16 protein-coding genes are annotated in these 17,993 nt (G+C 42.7%); 1 reads left to right on the top strand and 15 read right to left on the bottom strand.

All coding sequences use genetic code 11. From position 1 onward, the window contains the following. Positions 1–124 precede the first annotated feature (124 nt). Positions 125–1,081 carry a PDR/VanB family oxidoreductase gene (locus DFP79_RS14690; protein WP_133504699.1) on the bottom strand — a complete coding sequence of 319 codons (957 nt, stop codon included), beginning with the start codon at positions 1,079–1,081 and terminating at the stop codon, positions 125–127. 29 nt (positions 1,082–1,110) lie between these two features. Then, complete coding sequence (locus tag DFP79_RS14685) at positions 1,111–2,238, bottom strand: aromatic ring-hydroxylating dioxygenase subunit alpha (protein ID WP_133504698.1); 1,128 nt, start codon at positions 2,236–2,238, stop codon at positions 1,111–1,113. 178 nt (positions 2,239–2,416) lie between these two features. Here DFP79_RS14685 and DFP79_RS14680 point away from each other — a divergent pair, with 178 nt between their 5' ends. Continuing rightward, positions 2,417–3,145, top strand: a complete 729-nt coding sequence (locus DFP79_RS14680; protein ID WP_133504697.1) for a GntR family transcriptional regulator — start codon at positions 2,417–2,419, stop codon at positions 3,143–3,145. A gap of 37 nt (positions 3,146–3,182) precedes the next feature. On the opposite strand, the gene DFP79_RS14675 is transcribed toward DFP79_RS14680, so the two are convergent. From DFP79_RS14675 to bamA, 13 genes are all read right to left on the bottom strand, one after another. Further along, positions 3,183–3,485, bottom strand: a complete 303-nt coding sequence (locus DFP79_RS14675) for a DUF6482 family protein (protein ID WP_133504696.1) — start codon at positions 3,483–3,485, stop codon at positions 3,183–3,185. A 199-nt stretch (positions 3,486–3,684) separates the two neighbouring features. Next, on the bottom strand, positions 3,685–4,473 hold the full coding sequence (locus DFP79_RS14670) for a DODA-type extradiol aromatic ring-opening family dioxygenase (protein ID WP_133504695.1): 789 nt from the start codon (positions 4,471–4,473) through the stop codon (positions 3,685–3,687). Between the two features lie 207 nt (positions 4,474–4,680). Further along, entirely contained in the window at positions 4,681–4,944 is a 264-nt protein-coding gene (locus tag DFP79_RS14665; protein ID WP_133504694.1) for a hypothetical protein, read from the bottom strand. A gap of 22 nt (positions 4,945–4,966) precedes the next feature. Further along, positions 4,967–6,235 (bottom strand): tRNA lysidine(34) synthetase TilS, encoded by a 1,269-nt coding sequence (gene tilS, locus DFP79_RS14660; protein ID WP_133504693.1) that lies wholly within the window; start codon positions 6,233–6,235, stop codon positions 4,967–4,969. Between the two features lie 164 nt (positions 6,236–6,399). Next, entirely contained in the window at positions 6,400–7,347 is a 948-nt protein-coding gene (gene accA, locus DFP79_RS14655; RefSeq protein WP_133504692.1) for an acetyl-CoA carboxylase carboxyl transferase subunit alpha, read from the bottom strand. 110 nt (positions 7,348–7,457) lie between these two features. After that, a complete protein-coding gene (gene dnaE / locus DFP79_RS14650; RefSeq protein WP_133504691.1) occupies positions 7,458–10,928 on the bottom strand; it encodes a DNA polymerase III subunit alpha in 3,471 nt (1,156 codons plus the stop codon). A 46-nt stretch (positions 10,929–10,974) separates the two neighbouring features. Beyond that, a complete protein-coding gene (gene rnhB, locus DFP79_RS14645; protein WP_166637715.1) occupies positions 10,975–11,577 on the bottom strand; it encodes a ribonuclease HII in 603 nt (200 codons plus the stop codon). A gap of 23 nt (positions 11,578–11,600) precedes the next feature. Then, entirely contained in the window at positions 11,601–12,740 is a 1,140-nt protein-coding gene (gene lpxB, locus DFP79_RS14640) for a lipid-A-disaccharide synthase (protein ID WP_133504689.1), read from the bottom strand. Positions 12,741–12,898: 158 nt separating this feature from the next. After that, positions 12,899–13,675, bottom strand: a complete 777-nt coding sequence (gene lpxA, locus DFP79_RS14635; RefSeq protein ID WP_133504688.1) for an acyl-ACP--UDP-N-acetylglucosamine O-acyltransferase — start codon at positions 13,673–13,675, stop codon at positions 12,899–12,901. After that, a complete protein-coding gene (gene fabZ, locus DFP79_RS14630; RefSeq protein ID WP_133504687.1) occupies positions 13,675–14,112 on the bottom strand; it encodes a 3-hydroxyacyl-ACP dehydratase FabZ in 438 nt (145 codons plus the stop codon). Before fabZ ends, lpxA begins: the two co-directional genes overlap by 1 nt. Before the next feature lie 6 nt (positions 14,113–14,118). Further along, a complete protein-coding gene (lpxD, locus tag DFP79_RS14625) occupies positions 14,119–15,165 on the bottom strand; it encodes a UDP-3-O-(3-hydroxymyristoyl)glucosamine N-acyltransferase (protein ID WP_133504686.1) in 1,047 nt (348 codons plus the stop codon). Next, complete coding sequence (locus DFP79_RS14620; RefSeq protein WP_133504685.1) at positions 15,166–15,660, bottom strand: OmpH/Skp family outer membrane protein; 495 nt, start codon at positions 15,658–15,660, stop codon at positions 15,166–15,168. It abuts the gene before it with no gap. A 22-nt stretch (positions 15,661–15,682) separates the two neighbouring features. Then, on the bottom strand, positions 15,683–17,992 hold the full coding sequence (gene bamA / locus DFP79_RS14615; RefSeq protein ID WP_133504684.1) for an outer membrane protein assembly factor BamA: 2,310 nt from the start codon (positions 17,990–17,992) through the stop codon (positions 15,683–15,685). Position 17,993: the final 1 nt, after the last annotated feature.

Below are 17,993 nucleotides of genomic sequence, written 5' to 3'. Positions count from 1 at the left end.
TTAAATAAATAGAATCGATTGAAATAGAGGTACTTGATTATGTACCTTCAGGACGGGGGGAAATGATAACATTGAGGCGCGTTTTGCTCAATGAAGCAAAACGCGTTTTATGAAAATATATCTGTTACAAATCCAAGGTCAGTGTTTTTGTTTTCGATCGGGAGCAACAGGCCATCACTAATTTGCCTTCCTGATGCTCCTTATCCGTTAAGAAAACATCTCTGTGATCCGGTATACCATCGACTACTTGCGTCATACAGGTACCACAAACTCCCTCTTCACAAGAAACTGGCAGAAAAACACCATTCTCATCTAATACCTGAGAAATCGTTTGATCTTCTCCTACCAAAAACGCCTCTCCCGTACTGAAAATCTTTACTGTAAATTCTGTATTTTCAGTCGCTGTTGTCTCCTGTGCTGGTGCCGAAAAAAACTCACGGTGTAACCTAATTTCAGGCCAACCTAATGTTTTTGCCTCTTCAAGAACGGCGGTTATGAAATTAGCCGGGCCACAAACATAAAGCTCTACGTCTACTAAATTTTCAGACAAAGTTTCACGAACATCCATACGCCCAGACGATGACACCTGACTGTAATGAAAATGCATTTTATCGGCGAAACTTCCGACTTCCAAAGCACTTGAAAAAGCAGCGTGATCTGGCGATTTCGAACAATAATGAAATTCAAAATCCGCCCCAGATTGAGCCAAAGTTTGAGCCATCGGCAATAAAGGCGTTACACCAATCCCTCCCGCAATAAGAAGAGACTTTCGTTTCAAACTAACAAGCGGAAAATGATTCCTTGGTTCACTGATCGAAAGACGATCACCTATTTTTAACGCATGCACTTGACGTGAACCGCCTCTTGACTCTGGATCCTTCAGTACCGCAATTTCATAATACCGATCATCCGCTTGCAATCTGCATAACGAATATTGACGAACCAAACCGCTCGATAAATGAATTTCAATATGAGCGCCTGCTTCGAAAGTGGGTAATCTTTCATTGTCTTCACGCCCCAACACAATGCGCACTACAGAGTGCGCTTCAAGCACCACATTTTTTACAACAACAGCAATCATTTTTATTATTCTCCAAGAGACACAACGTATTAAAAGGAAACCGTTTGCAAAGGAATTTCCTCATTCTTCCCTGATGTTGTAGCACTATTATTAGCCGTACTTTCCTGTTTAGACGACTTCTGCTCTTCTTGAATAATTCGTTCGATTATACGACGAGATTGCACACCACCAGCGTCAATATTTAGCTTTAATAGATCGTACTCTGGAAACGATTTTAGATTAATTTGTTGGCACTCTAATACCTCTAAATCTTCCTGAAAAATGCCGCCTTGTCCGTCACGGATATTGTCCGTTAATGCATCATCATTCGGTTTGAAATTTCTCGCCATTCCCCAGAAATACCACATCGTATCGTCATTTTCAGGGGTAATAAAATCCACTACGATACTACTGGCTTTAAACTCTTTAGGCGCATCAAACCCACCCTTTCCTGCATGGGCAACACCCACATCAATCATGACGTTAGACGGCGGTGTAAAACGACAGCGTTGCCACCGGTCAACTGGCACATCATCCGCTAATCCATTCGCCTTTAGCGCAGCCTGCCAAAAAGGGGGAGCCATAATGTTTTCCATATAGCGACTTGTGATGACCTCACCACCCAACACTTGGGTAGAAACGGGAGATTCATCAATTTCTTTTTGACCAATACTGGATGCATGAACGTAGGTTTCATGCGTCAAATCCATTAAATTATCAATCATAAGGCGATAGTCACACTTAATGTGATACAAGCCGCCGCCATAGGCCCAGTCATCACTGACAGCCCATTCGAGATGTGGGATCAATGCTTCATCGGCTTTCGATTGGTCACCTGTCCAAACCCAAATAAACCCATATCGTTCCTCAACCGCGTAGGATTTCATACATGGGAATCCTTGCACTCGCTGCAAAGGCATTTCTTTGGTTTTTCCATCCTCTCCAATTTTTAACCCATGATATCCGCACACTAATAAACCGTCTTCGACATAGCCAAGCGACAATGCAGCGCCACGGTGAGGGCAAAAGTCTAATACAGCGGCAATGTCATTTTCAGACGGCCGATAAAAAGCGATACGCTCACCACATATTGTCCTTCCAAGCGGCTTTTCTAGACCAATTTCTTCAGACATGGCCGCGACATACCATGCATTTTTAGGATAAGTTTGATTCGTCATCTTAGGCTCCATTAATTTTTTGTTCTTATTGGATCCAATATAATAGGAATCAGGCCATTTATCGTATTTAAAATATCGAAAAATGGATCCAATAAATGCATAATTCGTCGCCTTTTATCAGAAATAAGCCAATCATTGGATCCAATAAACTAATTTCAAAAGCAGGTTCACTTCGCATATGGCAAATTCAGGGCCGCAAATACTTACAACGCTCAGACAAATGATTCTTTCAGGAGAGTTCAAAGCAAATGAGCGGCTAGCAGAAATCCCCACTGCTGACAGACTGGGCGTTTCGAGGACACCAATTCGACTCGCATTCAGAGCATTAGAGCAGGAAGGTTTACTTAATAAACTTCCTGGCCGCGGATATGAAGTAAGGTCCGTTTCGATTGCAGAAATAGAAGGCGCTGTAGAAGTGCGAGGCGCATTAGAAGGTCTGGCCGCGAGACGCGCTGCTGAAAAAGGCTTAACTGACGAGCAAAAGAGGCGCTTTGAAGAATTGCTACAACAAGGTGACGAACTCTTTCAATCAAACGAACCTTTGTCGGAAAAAGACATTGAGCTATATCACACGATGAATAAAGCGTTTCATCAACTCATTATTGATGTGGCCGATAACCGCGCGATTTCAATTGCCCTAAGTCGTGACGAACATATTCCATTCGCATCCGTAAATGCGCTTGCATACGACAAAACAAATATGAGGGAAGAAACAAAACGTTTTTTATTTGCCCACACACAACATCATCATATCTACATGACCCTTGCCTCAAGACAAAGCGCTCGTGCTGAAATGATTATGCGAGAACATGCCCACGCAACGCTTGGGCATGTTCATAAATATCACGGGGCAAATGAAAACGAAGACATCCAGCTCATCAGTAAAGATCCCATACTGAAACAATGAGCCTACGAAAGAGCAACCCATCGAAAGCCGGTTTTAGCTAGAGAGACAAAGGCGCTCTTCCTATTGGCACTTCCAATAAGTTAGGACCGCTTCTTACGGGTTGTCCGACCATTTCATCGTAAGCACTTTGGTGGCACAAGACCATTTCACTCACAATTTTATCCGTAAAAAGAGACTGTAGATCAAGCTTGTTATGACTTGTTAAAAACACACCAGTATCTTTATATACGTAATCTTCTTTTCCATTTACCACAACCGAAAGTTGGTACAAACTCGATTCTAATGAATGAATGAGAACCTTATCAAATACGTCAATGTGTCGAAGGTCAGACATTTTCATAGATATTCTCCAATTAATTTTTACATCGCTTATGCCTAACAAACGCTCTCAAAAACTCATGTTTGCAAAGCCTCTCAATGTTCATACGAAAGAAGACACTGAAAGAGATTTAAATAAGTGCTAAATGTAAAAATTAATGTACCTTCAATCGCGTCGAGTTAAGTTCACATTAACAACAACAATTCGAAGCTGCTTTTCGTTACCACTTAAAATGGCGAGCCTCCACTCCAAGCGCTTCAAACGGTATCGAATGCCCTTGTTTTTGTGCCGCACCGTGACACACAATCGCGGGAATCAAATGCTCTTCTCGTGGATGACAAAAACGCCCCCCTTCGACCGTCGCCCAGCCTTTCCAACGCGCTTTTGCATCTTCTAAAGAAAGATTTTCCTGCGTGACAGTCTCATCCAACCAAGTCTGAAAGCGATTAACATTAGCTTTAACACTCGCTGTTTTTGGGCTAAAAAACGCTCGCATATTATGAAAACTAAAACCCGACCCAATAATCAACGCGTCTTCCGGTAACGCATTCGCAAGCTCTTTCCCCATGTTCCAATGAAGTTCAGGGTCTAATGAACAATCAACTGACATCTCAAGTACGGGGATGTTAGCCTCTGGGTACATTAACATTAACGGGATAAACACACCGTGGTCGTAGCCACGGGTTTTATTCAGTCGCGCATTAATACCGCGTTCTAAAAGAGTATTCGTTAACTCCTGTGCGAGCTCAGGCGCTCCTTGAGCTGGATAAGTTAATTGATAGGATTCTTCAGGAAAACCATAATAGTCGTATACCAAATCAGGGGTAGCCAGCGCTGTAATTTCAAACCCTTCGGTTTCCCAATGAGCGCTAACAACAACAATGACAGACGGCTGATCTCCTAAATCAGAAGACAGCGACTTGAGAGTATTGACCAGTTCAAAATGCTCCGGATCACCTAATATCGGAAGCGGACCTCCACCATGAGAAACAAACGCCACCTTTGACATATCACCCCACTCCGCCACAAAGGCGATTAGCTTATATAAACTGGGCAAAACATGACTTATTTCCCTGCAATTGCCCAACTGAATGACTGCCATGTTACAACCGAACAAATAAGCAATAAATAGTGGCAAAAGCAATTCATTATTTCATAATTAAAAACAATAAAAGATCAAGCTTGATCGCATTCAGATACAGTTAACCAACACCTCTCAACTAACTTGGACTATCTGACTGCTTTTTTTATAAAACTTATCAGCTCCCTCTTTTATTGAAAGGTTATTAAATGCCACTTCATGCGCGATGCTTTGCAATAAAATAGCGATTTCTCCCGCTTCTTCTGGAGGCGTTGCAGGAAGGTCTCCAATATAAGGCGTAAGCTTATTAATATAGGTTACTGTTTTACGACCAATATCGTCGAGATTAGGCTCCAAGAACGTACGTACATCAGAAGACGCTGAAATACCTCGATCCAACCCTAGGGAGCCTGCGAATAACTCAGTCTAAACAAAAGATGAGTTCGCTACCTTGCTCCCATTCAACCCTTCCTTGCCAATCGGGGTGATTCCATAGATCCCCAATCGCGACCAATCTTTCCCCATCATAGAGGTAGGGCAAATGATCTCTCCACCAAGTCGGTATTTTTTGGTCGTTCAACCACTTTTTAAGAGGTCGATGAAAGCCATTTTTTAATGCTATAGATTCTCCGATTGGCCGTACTTTAAGCGTCAAAGGCTTATCTGCCTTAATTTTTCCAAAAGCACAATGAAACCAAATATTTGGCACAAGCTCCCCCACGCTGGGCGTTCTTTCCAATGGCAGCACATACAGTCTTTGATTTCTACGAGCTAACCTAAACGCAGCTCCGCGATATTCTGGCTGTTTTCCGACATCCGAAAATAACATATCCATAAGAGCGTCGGCCTGTGCAGAGGTCAGTGAAATCTCACTCTTATTCAAAAATACCGTGATCCAATAACTCTCTTCGCCCATCGGTAACGAATTTAGCAGCAAGCTACCATCAGTATGGCACCATGACGATAACGCCAAATCAACAAGTCGAGAAACGACCTGCCATTCTTGCCGGATGCGCGAAGCACTTGACGAGAGTCTAGCAGCTATCTCTACGTTATTCTTTTGCCAAGGCGAAAGTACGCTGTGACGCAGAAAATTCCGTCTATACGATTGGTCTTGATTAGACTCATCCTCAAGCCAAGAAAGTTGATTCAGCGCGGCATATTCTTCAAGTTGACTTCTTGAATAGTGAAGTAAAGGCCGCCAAATGACCGCTTCATTGAGCTGTCGAATGTTAGGGATGCCTGCCATGCCTTTTAATCCTGTGCCACGCTCTAGCCGAAACAGTAAGGTTTCTGCCTGATCATTCGCATGATGGGCTTGCAGCAACACATCGCGAGCTTGAAGATGTTTTGAAAACGCCTGATACCGCGCATCTCTTGCAGCATTTTCAAACGAACCTGAAGAGGACACCGTAACTTTTTCTACAACGAGAGGAATCTGCAAAGAACCGCAGGAATGTCGACAGTGTTCTACCCATGAATCTGCATTAGCACTTACACCGTGATGTACGTGGATCGCCTTTAGACAGACATTGCCGTGTATTTTTTGAATTGATTCAAGTTCGGAGGAAACGAGATGCAATAATGCTTCAGAATCTAACCCGCCACTATAGGCAACCCAGATACTGATTGGGACATCTCCCGCATCTAAGAGAAATGATCGTAAAGTATTAGAATCCAACTTTAACACGGCGACTAAATCCTAAAAAACGAGAAAATTATTCAACAAGTTAAACGCAAAAAACCCCTCATTTAAACATCCGAATTATTTTTCAGCGTAAATGAGAGGTTTCAAAAATTCAACATTCTGCTTTCCGATATAGAAAATCAAAGCAGAGCAAATTTGAATAATATTTACAGACCGTAGGCCATTAATCTTTGATAACGGCGTTCAAGCAGTTCATCTTCAGACAGTGCTTCCATACGATCCAAAGCCTCTAGCACATTTTCTTTATAGCTTTGCGCCATAGAAGCATGGTTAATGTGTGCGCCACCAAGAGGCTCTTGGATAATAGTATCAACAAGACCAAGCTCTTGTAGCCTTTGTGCAGTGATACCCATTGCTTTAGCAGCATCCGATGCACGATCTGCACTCTTCCAAAGAATCGATGCACAACCCTCAGGAGAAATTACAGAATACGTACCGTACTGTAACATCATGAGTTCATCACAAACGCCAATAGCCAACGCGCCACCAGAACCACCTTCACCAATTACCGTCGATATAATTGGTGTTTTAAGGCGAGACATTACAGCCAAGTTGTACGCTATCGCCTCACTTTGACCTCGCTCTTCGGCACCGATACCGGGGTAAGCCCCAGGAGTATCAATCAAGGTAACGATAGGCATTTTGAAACGCTCAGCGGTTTCCATAAGACGCAATGCTTTGCGGTAGCCTTCTGGACGAGGCATACCAAAATTACGCAGTACTTTTTCTTTAACTTCACGGCCTTTTTGATGACCGATTACCATTACTGGGCGATCATCTAACCGGGCGATACCACCAACGATGGCACGATCATCTGCATAATGGCGATCACCGTGCATCTCTTCAAAGTCAGTAAAAGCGTGTTCAATGTAATCCAAGGTGTAAGGGCGTTTAGGGTGTCGAGCTAGTTGTGAAACTTCCCATGCGCCAAGATTACTGAATAAGCTTTGAGTAAGTGCAATTTTTTTATCTTCTAAACGACTGATCTCATCACTAATGTTAAGTTCGTTGTCGTTTCCGACCAATCGTAATTCTTCTATTTTTTGTTCAAGCTCAGCAATCGGCTGCTCAAAAGGTAAATAATCTAGATTCATTATAAATACACTGCTATTTGTTTGTCGTCATTCTACAGGATGTCCGCATTACAAGCATCCTTTCCACACCCGATATTCGCGGTACATATTATTGAAACGCTAAAATGCCGCTAATTATACACCAACTGCACATTTTGTTTACCGTATTGTTTCTGTAACTCATGAATTAATTCATCATCTGGGCGAATTTTCCATGCTGGCCCCAAACGAACATCGCCGAGCGCCTTATCTGTATCAAATCCGATGACGACATCACAGCCGTCACCTTTGTACGGTGCCATTTTTTTCGCTAATTGGTCAATGTCCGCTGGAGTAACATTCGTGTCCTTCCAATCAATACGAAGCGCCTCAACATATCGTATGCGCGCTTGCGCCATGCTCAATACATTTCGAGCGATCACTTTTTGCCCACCGCGGAACTCATCGATACTGACTTCACCTTCTATCACTACGACTTCATCGGCAAGCATAACGCTTTTAAATGTTTCATAGTTATCGGGGAAAACCGTGACCTCTATTCGTGCAGATCGGTCATCGAGCGTCATAAAAGCAATATTACCGCCGCGCTTACTTTTGGTAACTCGCATCTCAACAATTAGACCTGCCAACACTTGCGTATCACGCTTAGGTTGAATATCTACAATGCGAGATCGAACAAAGCGGCGGAGCTCATGCTCATAATCTTCGATCGGATGTCCTGTTACATAAAGCCCTAACGTATCTTTTTCACCGTCTAATCGCTGACGTCCTGGCCATTCATGTTGAATACCAATTTCATCATAAGCATTTTCAGTGGACTCTTCGACGGCCACGCCAAACAAGTCCATCATGCCAGCGTCTTCGTTTTTCGCATTTTGATCCGCACGTTTTAGCGCTTCATCAATGCTGGCAAATAACGTCGATCGATTCGGTCCTATCGTATCAAAGGCGCCAGAACGCACTAGCGCCTCCATAACTCGTTTATTTACTTTACGACCAACCCGCTGACAGAAATCAAAAATATGTTCAAACGGCCCATCTTGCCTAGCCTCAACAATCGCTTCAATTGGCCCTTCGCCCACCCCTTTAATCGCGCCCAAACCATAAACTACAGCACCGGCTTCGTTAACGGTAAATTTATAAACCGACTCATTGACGTTAGGAAGCTCAAGTGTCAGCTTCATAGCTCGACACTCTTCAATGAATATAACGATCTTATCGGTATTCTGCATATCGGCAGAAAGTACCGCCGCCATAAACGGCGCAGGGTAGTGATTCTTCAGCCATGCAGTCTGATAGGAAACTAATGCGTAGGCTGCAGAGTGAGATTTGTTGAAACCATAACCAGCAAATTTCTCCATTAGATCGAAGATATTACCGCCGAGGTCTTTATCTATGTTGTTCTTAGAGGCACCTTCCATGAATATTAGGCGCTGCTCTGCCATTACTTCTGGCTTTTTCTTACCCATTGCACGACGAAGTAAATCCGCGCCACCTAGCGAAAATTTCGCAAGCACCTGTGCAATCTGCATTACCTGCTCTTGATACAAGATAATGCCGTATGTTGGTTCCAACACGGGGATTAGATCGTCATGCTGATAATCAGGATGCGGAAACGCCAGCTCTGCACGACCGTGTTTTCGGTTAATAAAGTCATCAACCATGCCTGAACCAAGAGGTCCTGGGCGATACAAAGCAACCAATGCGATAATGTCTTCAAAACGTGAAGGCAATAGCTTCTTAATCAGCTCCTTCATACCACGAGATTCCAGCTGGAACACTGCGGTCGTTTCCGCTCGTTGAAGCAAGTCGTAGGTAGATTTGTCTTCCAAATCTATCAATGCGATATCGAGTGGCGGCTTACCTTCTTTTGCATGTAAGGCATTAATGTTTCCTAGCGCCCAATCGACAACGGTCAGCGTTTTCAGGCCAAGGAAGTCAAACTTCACTAGCCCCGCTTCTTCTACATCATTTTTGTCATATTGCGTGACCAACCCACTGCCATCTTCTTCACAGTAAAGCGGCGCAAAGTCAGTGAGCTTAGTGGGTGCGATAACAACACCCCCAGCGTGTTTACCAAAGTTCCGTACTACGCCCTCTAAAGAAAAGGCCATATCCATAATATCGGCTGCTTCTTCATCCGCTTCGATGAAATCGACCAGAGCGGGTTCCTCTTCAAGCGCCTTTTTCAACGTCATTCCAATCTCAAATGGAATGAGCTTCGATAACTTATCACCAAGACTGTAAGGCTTACCCTGCACGCGCGCGACATCTCGCACTACCGCTTTCGCAGCCATCGCTCCAAAAGTAATAATCTGAGAGACCGCATCACGACCATACGTACGCGCAACGTAGTCAATTACCTTATCTCGGTTCTCCATACAGAAATCGATATCAAAATCGGGCATGGAGACACGTTCTGGGTTCAAGAAACGTTCAAATAGCAGGTCGTATTCTAGTGGATCCAAGTCCGTGATCTTAAGAGCGTATGCCACCAACGATCCTGCACCGGATCCTCGTCCTGGACCGACGGGAATGTCATTGTCTTTAGCCCATTGGATGAAATCCATTACTATCAGAAAGTACCCTGGGAATCCCATCTGATTAATAATATTGAGTTCGAAATCCAGGCGATCAAGATATTCCTGCTTTCTCTCAACGATGCGGTTTCCGTCTTTTTTGATCAAGATGTCCATTCGATCTTGAAGACCTTTATAGGAAAGTTCGTTAAAAAACTCTTCCATCGTCATACCGTCAGGCACAGGGTAGTCTGGAAGGAAGTACTTGCCTAATAAAACATCGACATTACAACGCTTCGCTATTTCTACTGTATTTTCAAGGGCTTCTGGAATGTCCTCAAAAACAGCTTCCATCTCTTCTGCTGTTTTAAAATACTGCTCTTCTGAATAACGTCGTCCTCGACGAGGATCATCCAGAGTCACACCATCATGAATACAAACTCGCGCTTCATGTGCCTCAAAGTCTTCTTTTTTCAGAAACCGGACATCATTAGTTGCAACAACTGGGCAATTCGTTTGCGAAGCCAGAGGTATCACTGCATGAATATAATCCTCTTCCCCTGCTCGAGAAGTACGTTCCAATTCAACATAGAAACGATCAGGAAAAACAGACATCCAATAATCTAAATATTTTTTCGCTTCTTGTGTCTTATACTTACTTAGCAAGAATCCTACATCGCCCTGCAATCCACCTGAGAGAGCAATAACATCTTCACTGTGCTCTTCTACCCAAGCACGCTGAACAATCGGCCGACCTTCGTGTTGCCCCAATTGGTAACCCTTGGAGATCACTTCAATGACATTTTTATAACCTTTGTTAGTCATTGCCAATAAAGTGAGACGCGTTCTGACTTCAACGTCTCCTTGTGCCTCAAGAACAACATCCGCACCACAGATGGGCTTAATTCCCTTATCCATAGCACCTTTATAAAATCGGACAAAGCCACACAGATTATTTTCATCTGTAATGGCAACCGCAGGCATTTTTTGCGCTTCGGTTTCACCCAACAAGCCTTTAATTTTGACCAACCCGTCTACAAGGGAAAATTCTGTATGGAGCCTTAGGTGAATAAAAGAAGACATTCAACGTACCTTTTTAAATAATTCAGTCGCGATTTCAAACAAACTGCTAATTGCACTCAAGTGCCCGCTTTACAGGGCCAAAGCTGGTTCTGTGTATTTCACATACACCGTGCTGCTTAATAGCGTCTAAATGCACTGCGGTAGGATAACCTTTATGTTTTTCAAATCCATATTGAGGATATGTTTCAGCCATTGCAACGATTTCTCGATCTCTCGTTACCTTAGCAAGTATTGATGCGGCCGCGATGGCATGATGTCTAGCATCACCTTTTACTACCGCTTCGGCAGAACAGATCAATTGGGGAGGCACTCGATTACCATCAATTAATGCATGCTCAGCCGCAATAGGCAGGCCGTTTATCGCTCTTGCCATTGCCAACATACTGGCGTGCAATATATTGATGTCGTCGATTTCAGCTACGCTTGCTCGAGCAATTGAAAAAGATAGGGCTTTCTCTACTATTTCAGAATACAGCCGCTCCCTTTTTTTTTCAGAAATTTTCTTAGAATCATTTAACCCATCAATGGGGTTATTAGGATCTAAAATGACCGCTGCTGCGACAACATCACCTGCAAGAGGTCCACGTCCAGCTTCGTCAACACCGGCTAGGAGGTTTCCAAGATACACATCACTTACGAAGGGCTCAATAATACTCACCTACTTCTCCGATTTTAATTCTGAGTAATCAGATGCTGTACAGCGGCAGCGGCTGTTTCACCTGCATTAAGTTTGAGTGATTTATGCAAATCTGTATAAGTTGCCACCACACTTCCATCTTCTGAAAAGTGCTTCCAAGTCTCAACGACATTTTTCGCCAAATTTTCAGGCGTTGCATCATCTTGAATTAACTCAGGAACCAGCATTTTATTCGCTAATAAATTGGGAAGCGACACATAAGGAACTTTCAGCATTCTGGACATAATGGCATAGGTTAATTTAGTAAAGCGGTATGCTACAACCATCGGACGCTTAACAAGCATAGCCTCCAAAGCAGCCGTTCCAGATGCTAATAATATTGCGTCACTGGCAGCCATTACAGTGCGTGACTGACCATCGATAATGTAAGCCTCCATATCAGCCTGACACAATACTTCTTCGATTTGATCTCGCCTGTCTTTATTTGCTGCTGGTAGAATAAATTGCGCATTAGGGCAGCTCTGTTTGATATGTTTCATTGTTTGTACAAACAACGGAGCAAGACGTGCAACTTCCCCACGACGAGAACCGGGTAAAATAGCAAACACAGGAGCGTCATTTTCTAAATTGACACCTAACTCAACCCGTGCTTTTCCTTTATCTGAATGAAGTGGAATTTCATCCGCTAAAGTATGCCCAACACAAGATACGGGAATATCATGCTGTTTATAAATTTCCATCTCAAACGGAAACAGCGCTAACATTAAATCTATCGATTTTTTAATCTTGAATATACGTTTTTGTCGCCACGCCCAAACAGAAGGACTGACATAATGAACGGTTTTGATATTTCGTTCTTTTAAACGGCGTTCAAGGGGGATATTAAAATCAGGAGAATCAATGCCAATAAATGCATCTGGACGCAATTCAATACAGTGATTGAAGATATGCTTTCTAATTCCAAGCAACTCTTTTAAACGCCCTAACACTTCAACCAACCCCATCACGGAAAGTCGATCCATTGGGTACAAACTGGTAAGCCCCTCCTTAATCATAAGTGGGCCTCCAATGCCTACAAACATCGCATCAGGATAAAGTAGCTTTAGATGTTGAATTAAGCTCGCTCCCAGAATATCTCCGGAGGCTTCCCCAGCCACAATGACAAACTTTTTCACCTGATCCCCTTTAATGGAAGCACTTTGTAAATTGGATAATAATTAGAAAGATTCTGTATGAAGATAATAAAAAGCCCCTCGGCAATAAAGTGTTGAAGTAACGTAATAAGATATTACGTTACTTCAATTTACCGAAGGGCCATACAATGAAGCTAGGACTACCTGACAATGCCTCTATTGGAGGCTTTTATTGAATCAACAAAAGCGATCACTTCAGACATTTCAAAAAACACGCTATTTTCGATGTCCGCTAAGGCTTGCTCAAGAGGCAAGCCCTTTTTGTATACTACTTTATAAGTATGCCTCAATGCTTTGATAACATCAGCTGGAGTACCACGGCGGCGCATACCTTCAAAATTCATACCATGAGCTTTACTCGGATTCCCGGAAACCATGACATAACGTGGTACATCTTTGGTAACCATTGAGCCCATACCGCACATGCTGTAAGAATTCACCTGACAAAACTGATGAATTCCGGTATATCCCCCGAGAATGACAGAGTCACCTACTGTGACATGCCCAGCCAAAGCGGCGTAATTCGCCAAAATGTTATTGTCGCCAACGATGCAATCATGCCCCACATGGGTACTTGCCATGAAGAGGTTGCCATCACCAATAGTTGTGACACTGTTATCTTGCACTGTGCCTCGATGAATCGTTGCACTTTCACGAATGACATTACGATCGCCAATTACTAATCTAGTTGGCTCACCTTTATATTTTTTATCCTGATTCGCTTCCCCTACGGAAGCGAACTGATAAATTTCATTATCTTTACCAATGGAAGTATGCCCATTAATAACAACATGAGATTTTACGTCAGTTCCGGCATCAATTTTAACGTCAGGACCAATTACACAAAATGGCCCAATTTCGACGCTTGGATCGATTTCGGCTCTGCTATCAACAATTGCAGTAGGGTGTATTGCCACTATACCTTCCTATCAGCACACAAAATTGTCGCTGAACACGCAAGTTCACCTTCTACTGTCGCTTTACACTCAAACTTCCAAATACCACGACGCTCTGTGATGATTTTCGCTTCTAACTGAAGACGATCACCAGGAACAACAGGTCTTTTGAAACGAGTATTATCTGCTCCAACGAAATAATAGATAGAACCGTCTTCTGGTGTCTTATCCATTGTTTTAAAACCAAGAACACCTGCCGCCTGCGCCATTGCTTCGATAATCAAAACACCAGGCATTACTGGATGATCAGGGAAATGGCCGTTAAAGAAAGGCTCGTTCACCGTTACATTTTTATAGGCAACTATTGAGTCGCTTAGATTTAGCTCTGTAACACGATCTACCAGCAAAAACGGGTAGCGGTGAGGCAAATACTTGCGAATTTCATTAACATCCATCATTTAAGATTAACCTTCTATCAAAAGCTTTTTAACTTGTTTTTCCAACTCGGAAATTTGTTTAGCCATATCATCAATTCGTCTAAACCGAGCAGCAGATCGACGCCATTTATCGGTAGTATCTACACCCGTGCCTGATGAATATGAACCGGACTTATTAATTGATTTACTTACTAGCGTCATAGCGGTGATATGAACATTATCCGTAATCGTTAGGTGACCAACAATGCCAACACCGCCCGCAATCGTACAATTTTTTCCTATCGTTGTACTGCCAGCTACGGCAGCACAACCAGCAATCGCGCTATTATCCCCAATTACTACGTTATGAGCAATTTGAACTTGGTTATCTATTTTTACACCGTGCCCAATTTTAGTGTTTTCCAACGCTCCGCGGTCTATGGTCGTATTCGCGCCGATTTCCACATTGTTACCCACTTCAACACTGCCAATTTGGTGGAACTTCACCCAACCATTTTTAGAAAGTGCAAAACCAAAACCATCTGAGCCGATCACTGCACCACTATGAACAATGCAATTTTTACCTAGCTCAACATCATGATATACAGTTACATTAGGAAACGTGCGAGTTCCTTCACCCACCTTAACGTTTCGGGAAAGAACGGTACCTGCCCCCAAATAACAACGGTCTTCCAATACAACATTTTCACCAACAATAACATTTGGCTCAATTACACAATCCACTCCTATTGTGGCAGATTTCGCAATTCTGGCATCAGGACTCACTCTATCAGAATCCGATTTTGAAAAAATAGAGGTATCTCTTTCAAAATGTTTTGTTATCGTTGCAAAAGCAAGATATGGATTTCCTACGACAATGGCATTACCTTGAGACGAAACTAGCGAGGCATCTTTAATCAATACAGCACCGGCATTTGTTGTTTTCAACTGATTAGCGTATTTAGGGTTAGCTAAAAAGCTCAGTTGCACAGGTGTCGCTGCATCTAATGTGCTCAATGACTGGATCAGATAATCAGGGTTACCCACTACCTCACCGCACACCAAATCTGCTAACTCGCCTAGCCGATAACTCATTTATTTTCCTTTATTTAACTCTTCAACCAATTGCGATGTAATATCAATGGATTGACCAGCATAAATTACCACTTGGCGGTTCAGCACCAAATCTAATTTTTGCGTTTCTATGATTGCTTTTAATGCAGCCTCACCTTTAGGAAGCAGTGTTTTTATCACATTCTGCTCAAGCGCCTGCGCTTGTCTTTGCATTTTCACTTCCATGTTACGTACTTTGGCTTGTGCCGACGAAATTTCCTTTTTCCTTAACATCGCTTGCTCTTGAGAAAGCGTAAGCTCGTCTCGTTTAAAAGCATCGATCATTTCATTCACGGAGTTTTTTTCTTTGTTTAATCGAGCTTCCATCGCTTGCACTTGAGAACGCGGTGCTTGAGAAGCTTCTTGGCCAGCACTGCTTTGAAGCAAGGCTGCGCGCATATCCACAACAGCAACTTCTGTCGCATTCACGACATTAATGGAAAATACCGCAAGTAACGCTAATAAATATAATTTCACAGTCTTATCCCACTTCAAAAGTTTAGAATGTAGTCCCTAACTGGAACTGAAAGAAATCGGTAGTGTCGCCAGTTTTCGAGTTTAGAGCCTTAGCAAAGTTAAACGAGAGCGGCGCTATCGGTGTAATCCAAGTCCAATTAAACCCTAGACTAAACCTGACTTCAGAAAAATCGATACCTTCTTCACAGGTAGTATTGCCAGAATAACAATAATCTGTAAAGACATTACCTGCGTCTAGAAAAATGGATGTACGGACGGATTTATGATCTTCAACCATTGGCATAGGGAATATAAATTCTGCTGTACCCGCCAGCAATATATTCCCGCCAATTGCAGAGGTATCCGTACTGTCAGAATAAGAGTTCTTAGGGCCTAACGATGAAGAGCTAAAACCGCGAACCGTTCGTGAACCGCCAGCAAAATAATTCTCGAAAAATGGAAGTCGGTCCGTATCTCCGTATCCTGCACCATAACCCAAGCGACCTTTCAGCCTAAACAAATAAAGATAAGATTCATTAAGCCCCCAGTAACGCTGAGAGTTTAATGCCACCTTGTAATAACTTTGATCACCAACAGGGGTAGCAACATCAAACGCCAACTTTGTAGAATAACCATCAACAGGCAAAAGCCCTCCTACTAGATCACTGTCTGTCCACGTGACATTTGCAATAAGATCATTATAAGAATCACCATATTCTTCGATGTAATCTTTGGTCTCATTCGACGGGTTAGAGCCTAAATCGATTCCCGTCTCTTTTATCGTCGCACCAAAAGCCAAGCGTTGTGTATCGGAAATAGGATAACCAAATGAGACACTTGCTCCAATTTCATCAAGATCATAGTCTTCGACATCATCTTCATCGTGATCACTGGTTTTATAGAATACAGAATAGCCTCGACTTACGCCATCTACGGTGAAGTAAGGGTTATCATAGGATAGAACGTAATTTTGAGTTTGATTTGTACGGTTCGCACTGAATGACAACTTATTACCTGTCCCCAAAAAGTTTCGTTTGGACACACCGAAACCCAACACGGTTCCATTTGTTTCAGAATACCCAACACTAGCCTGTATGCTTCCTGACGCTTGCTCTTCAACTGAAACGACCAAATCAACTTGGTCAGACGTACCAGGCACTCTTTGAGTTTGCAGATCAACCGCCCCAAAGAATCCTAGGCGCTGAATAGCACGTTTAGATGCTTCGATTTTTGAGTGCGTTGCAAGCGAGCCTTCAAATTGAGTCATTTCACGTCGAAGTACTTCATCACGAGTTTCGCTGTTTCCTTTAAAATTTATTCTTCGCACATATACTTTTGGGCCAGGGGATATTTGATAGGCCAAATCAACCGTTAGATCATCGTGCTTTGTAGGAATGATATTTACATTTGTAAAAAGGTATCCTTCATCGCCAAGCTCTGTCGATATGTTTTCAATAATTCGTGTAATTTGAGTACGAGAGAAAACATCCCCTGTATTGTGATCTATGTGTTTCCAAACACGATCTTCATCAATTGGAAGTGCACCGCTTAAGCTTAGCTGGCCGATATTATAAGGCTGACCTTCGTTGAGGTTAATGACAATATATACATCTCGTTTATCGGGAGATATGCTGACTTGACTGGATTCTAACGTATAGTCTAGATACCCTCGATCTAAGTAAAAACTTTTCAGAGTATCCAAATCTCCTTGTAATTTGGGCTTCGAATACTCATCTGCTGAGCTAAAAGGGTTAAAAAATCCAGTTTCTACAGACAAGAAGTTCTTAGTCAGCTCCTCATCAGAAAACGAGTTATTTCCAACAATATTGACGTGAACAATCTTAGCCGTATCACCTTCTTCAATCTTTATTGCTACCGCAACGCGATTTCGAGGTAATGGCGTGACGTCGATATCTACGTCAGCACTGTAACGACCTTGGGAGAAATATTGACGCTGAAGCTCTTGCTCAATCTGGTTAATCGTATCGGGTTTGTATGTCTCGCCTACAACTAATCCTGAGAACTTTAAGCCTTTTTCGAGATCTTCAGTGGCGATAAGATCATTGCCTTCAATGGTCAAATCACCAATTGCCGGACGTTCTACCACATCAAATATTAGAACATCATTTTCTTCATACACCTGAATGTCACTGAAGTAGCCAGATGCAAACAGTGCATTAATAGCACTGTATACATTATCAGAGTCATACTGCTGACCTTGCTTAAATCCAATAATATTAAACGCCTTAGAAGGCTGCATAAGCAACAAACCGTCAATCCGGACATCCGCTATACTTTTTGCAAAACTATGATTTACAAACAATGCCATTACAACGGCAAAAACAATTCTCACA

The organism is Marinomonas balearica (assembly GCF_004362145.1).
Classification (GTDB): Bacteria; Pseudomonadota; Gammaproteobacteria; order Pseudomonadales; family Marinomonadaceae; genus Marinomonas; species Marinomonas balearica.
Note: the sequence above shows the minus strand (reverse complement) of the source record. Positions and strands in the feature narration are given on the sequence as shown.

Bases quoted from the DNA above. Each gene is read 5' to 3' on its own strand.
- DFP79_RS14690 (WP_133504699.1), bottom strand. From the start codon at position 1,081: ATGATTGCTGTTGTTGTAAAAAATGTGGTGCTTGAAGCGCACTCTGTA.
- fabZ (WP_133504687.1), bottom strand. From the start codon at position 14,112: ATGATGGATGTTAATGAAATTCGCAAGTATTTGCCTCACCGCTACCCG.
- dnaE (WP_133504691.1), bottom strand. From the start codon at position 10,928: ATGTCTTCTTTTATTCACCTAAGGCTCCATACAGAATTTTCCCTTGTA.
- DFP79_RS14680 (WP_133504697.1), top strand. From the start codon at position 2,417: ATGGCAAATTCAGGGCCGCAAATACTTACAACGCTCAGACAAATGATT.
- DFP79_RS14685 (WP_133504698.1), bottom strand. From the start codon at position 2,238: ATGACGAATCAAACTTATCCTAAAAATGCATGGTATGTCGCGGCCATG.
- lpxD (WP_133504686.1), bottom strand. From the start codon at position 15,165: ATGAGTTATCGGCTAGGCGAGTTAGCAGATTTGGTGTGCGGTGAGGTA.
- accA (WP_133504692.1), bottom strand. From the start codon at position 7,347: ATGAATCTAGATTATTTACCTTTTGAGCAGCCGATTGCTGAGCTTGAA.
- DFP79_RS14670 (WP_133504695.1), bottom strand. From the start codon at position 4,473: ATGTCAAAGGTGGCGTTTGTTTCTCATGGTGGAGGTCCGCTTCCGATA.
- DFP79_RS14675 (WP_133504696.1), bottom strand. From the start codon at position 3,485: ATGAAAATGTCTGACCTTCGACACATTGACGTATTTGATAAGGTTCTC.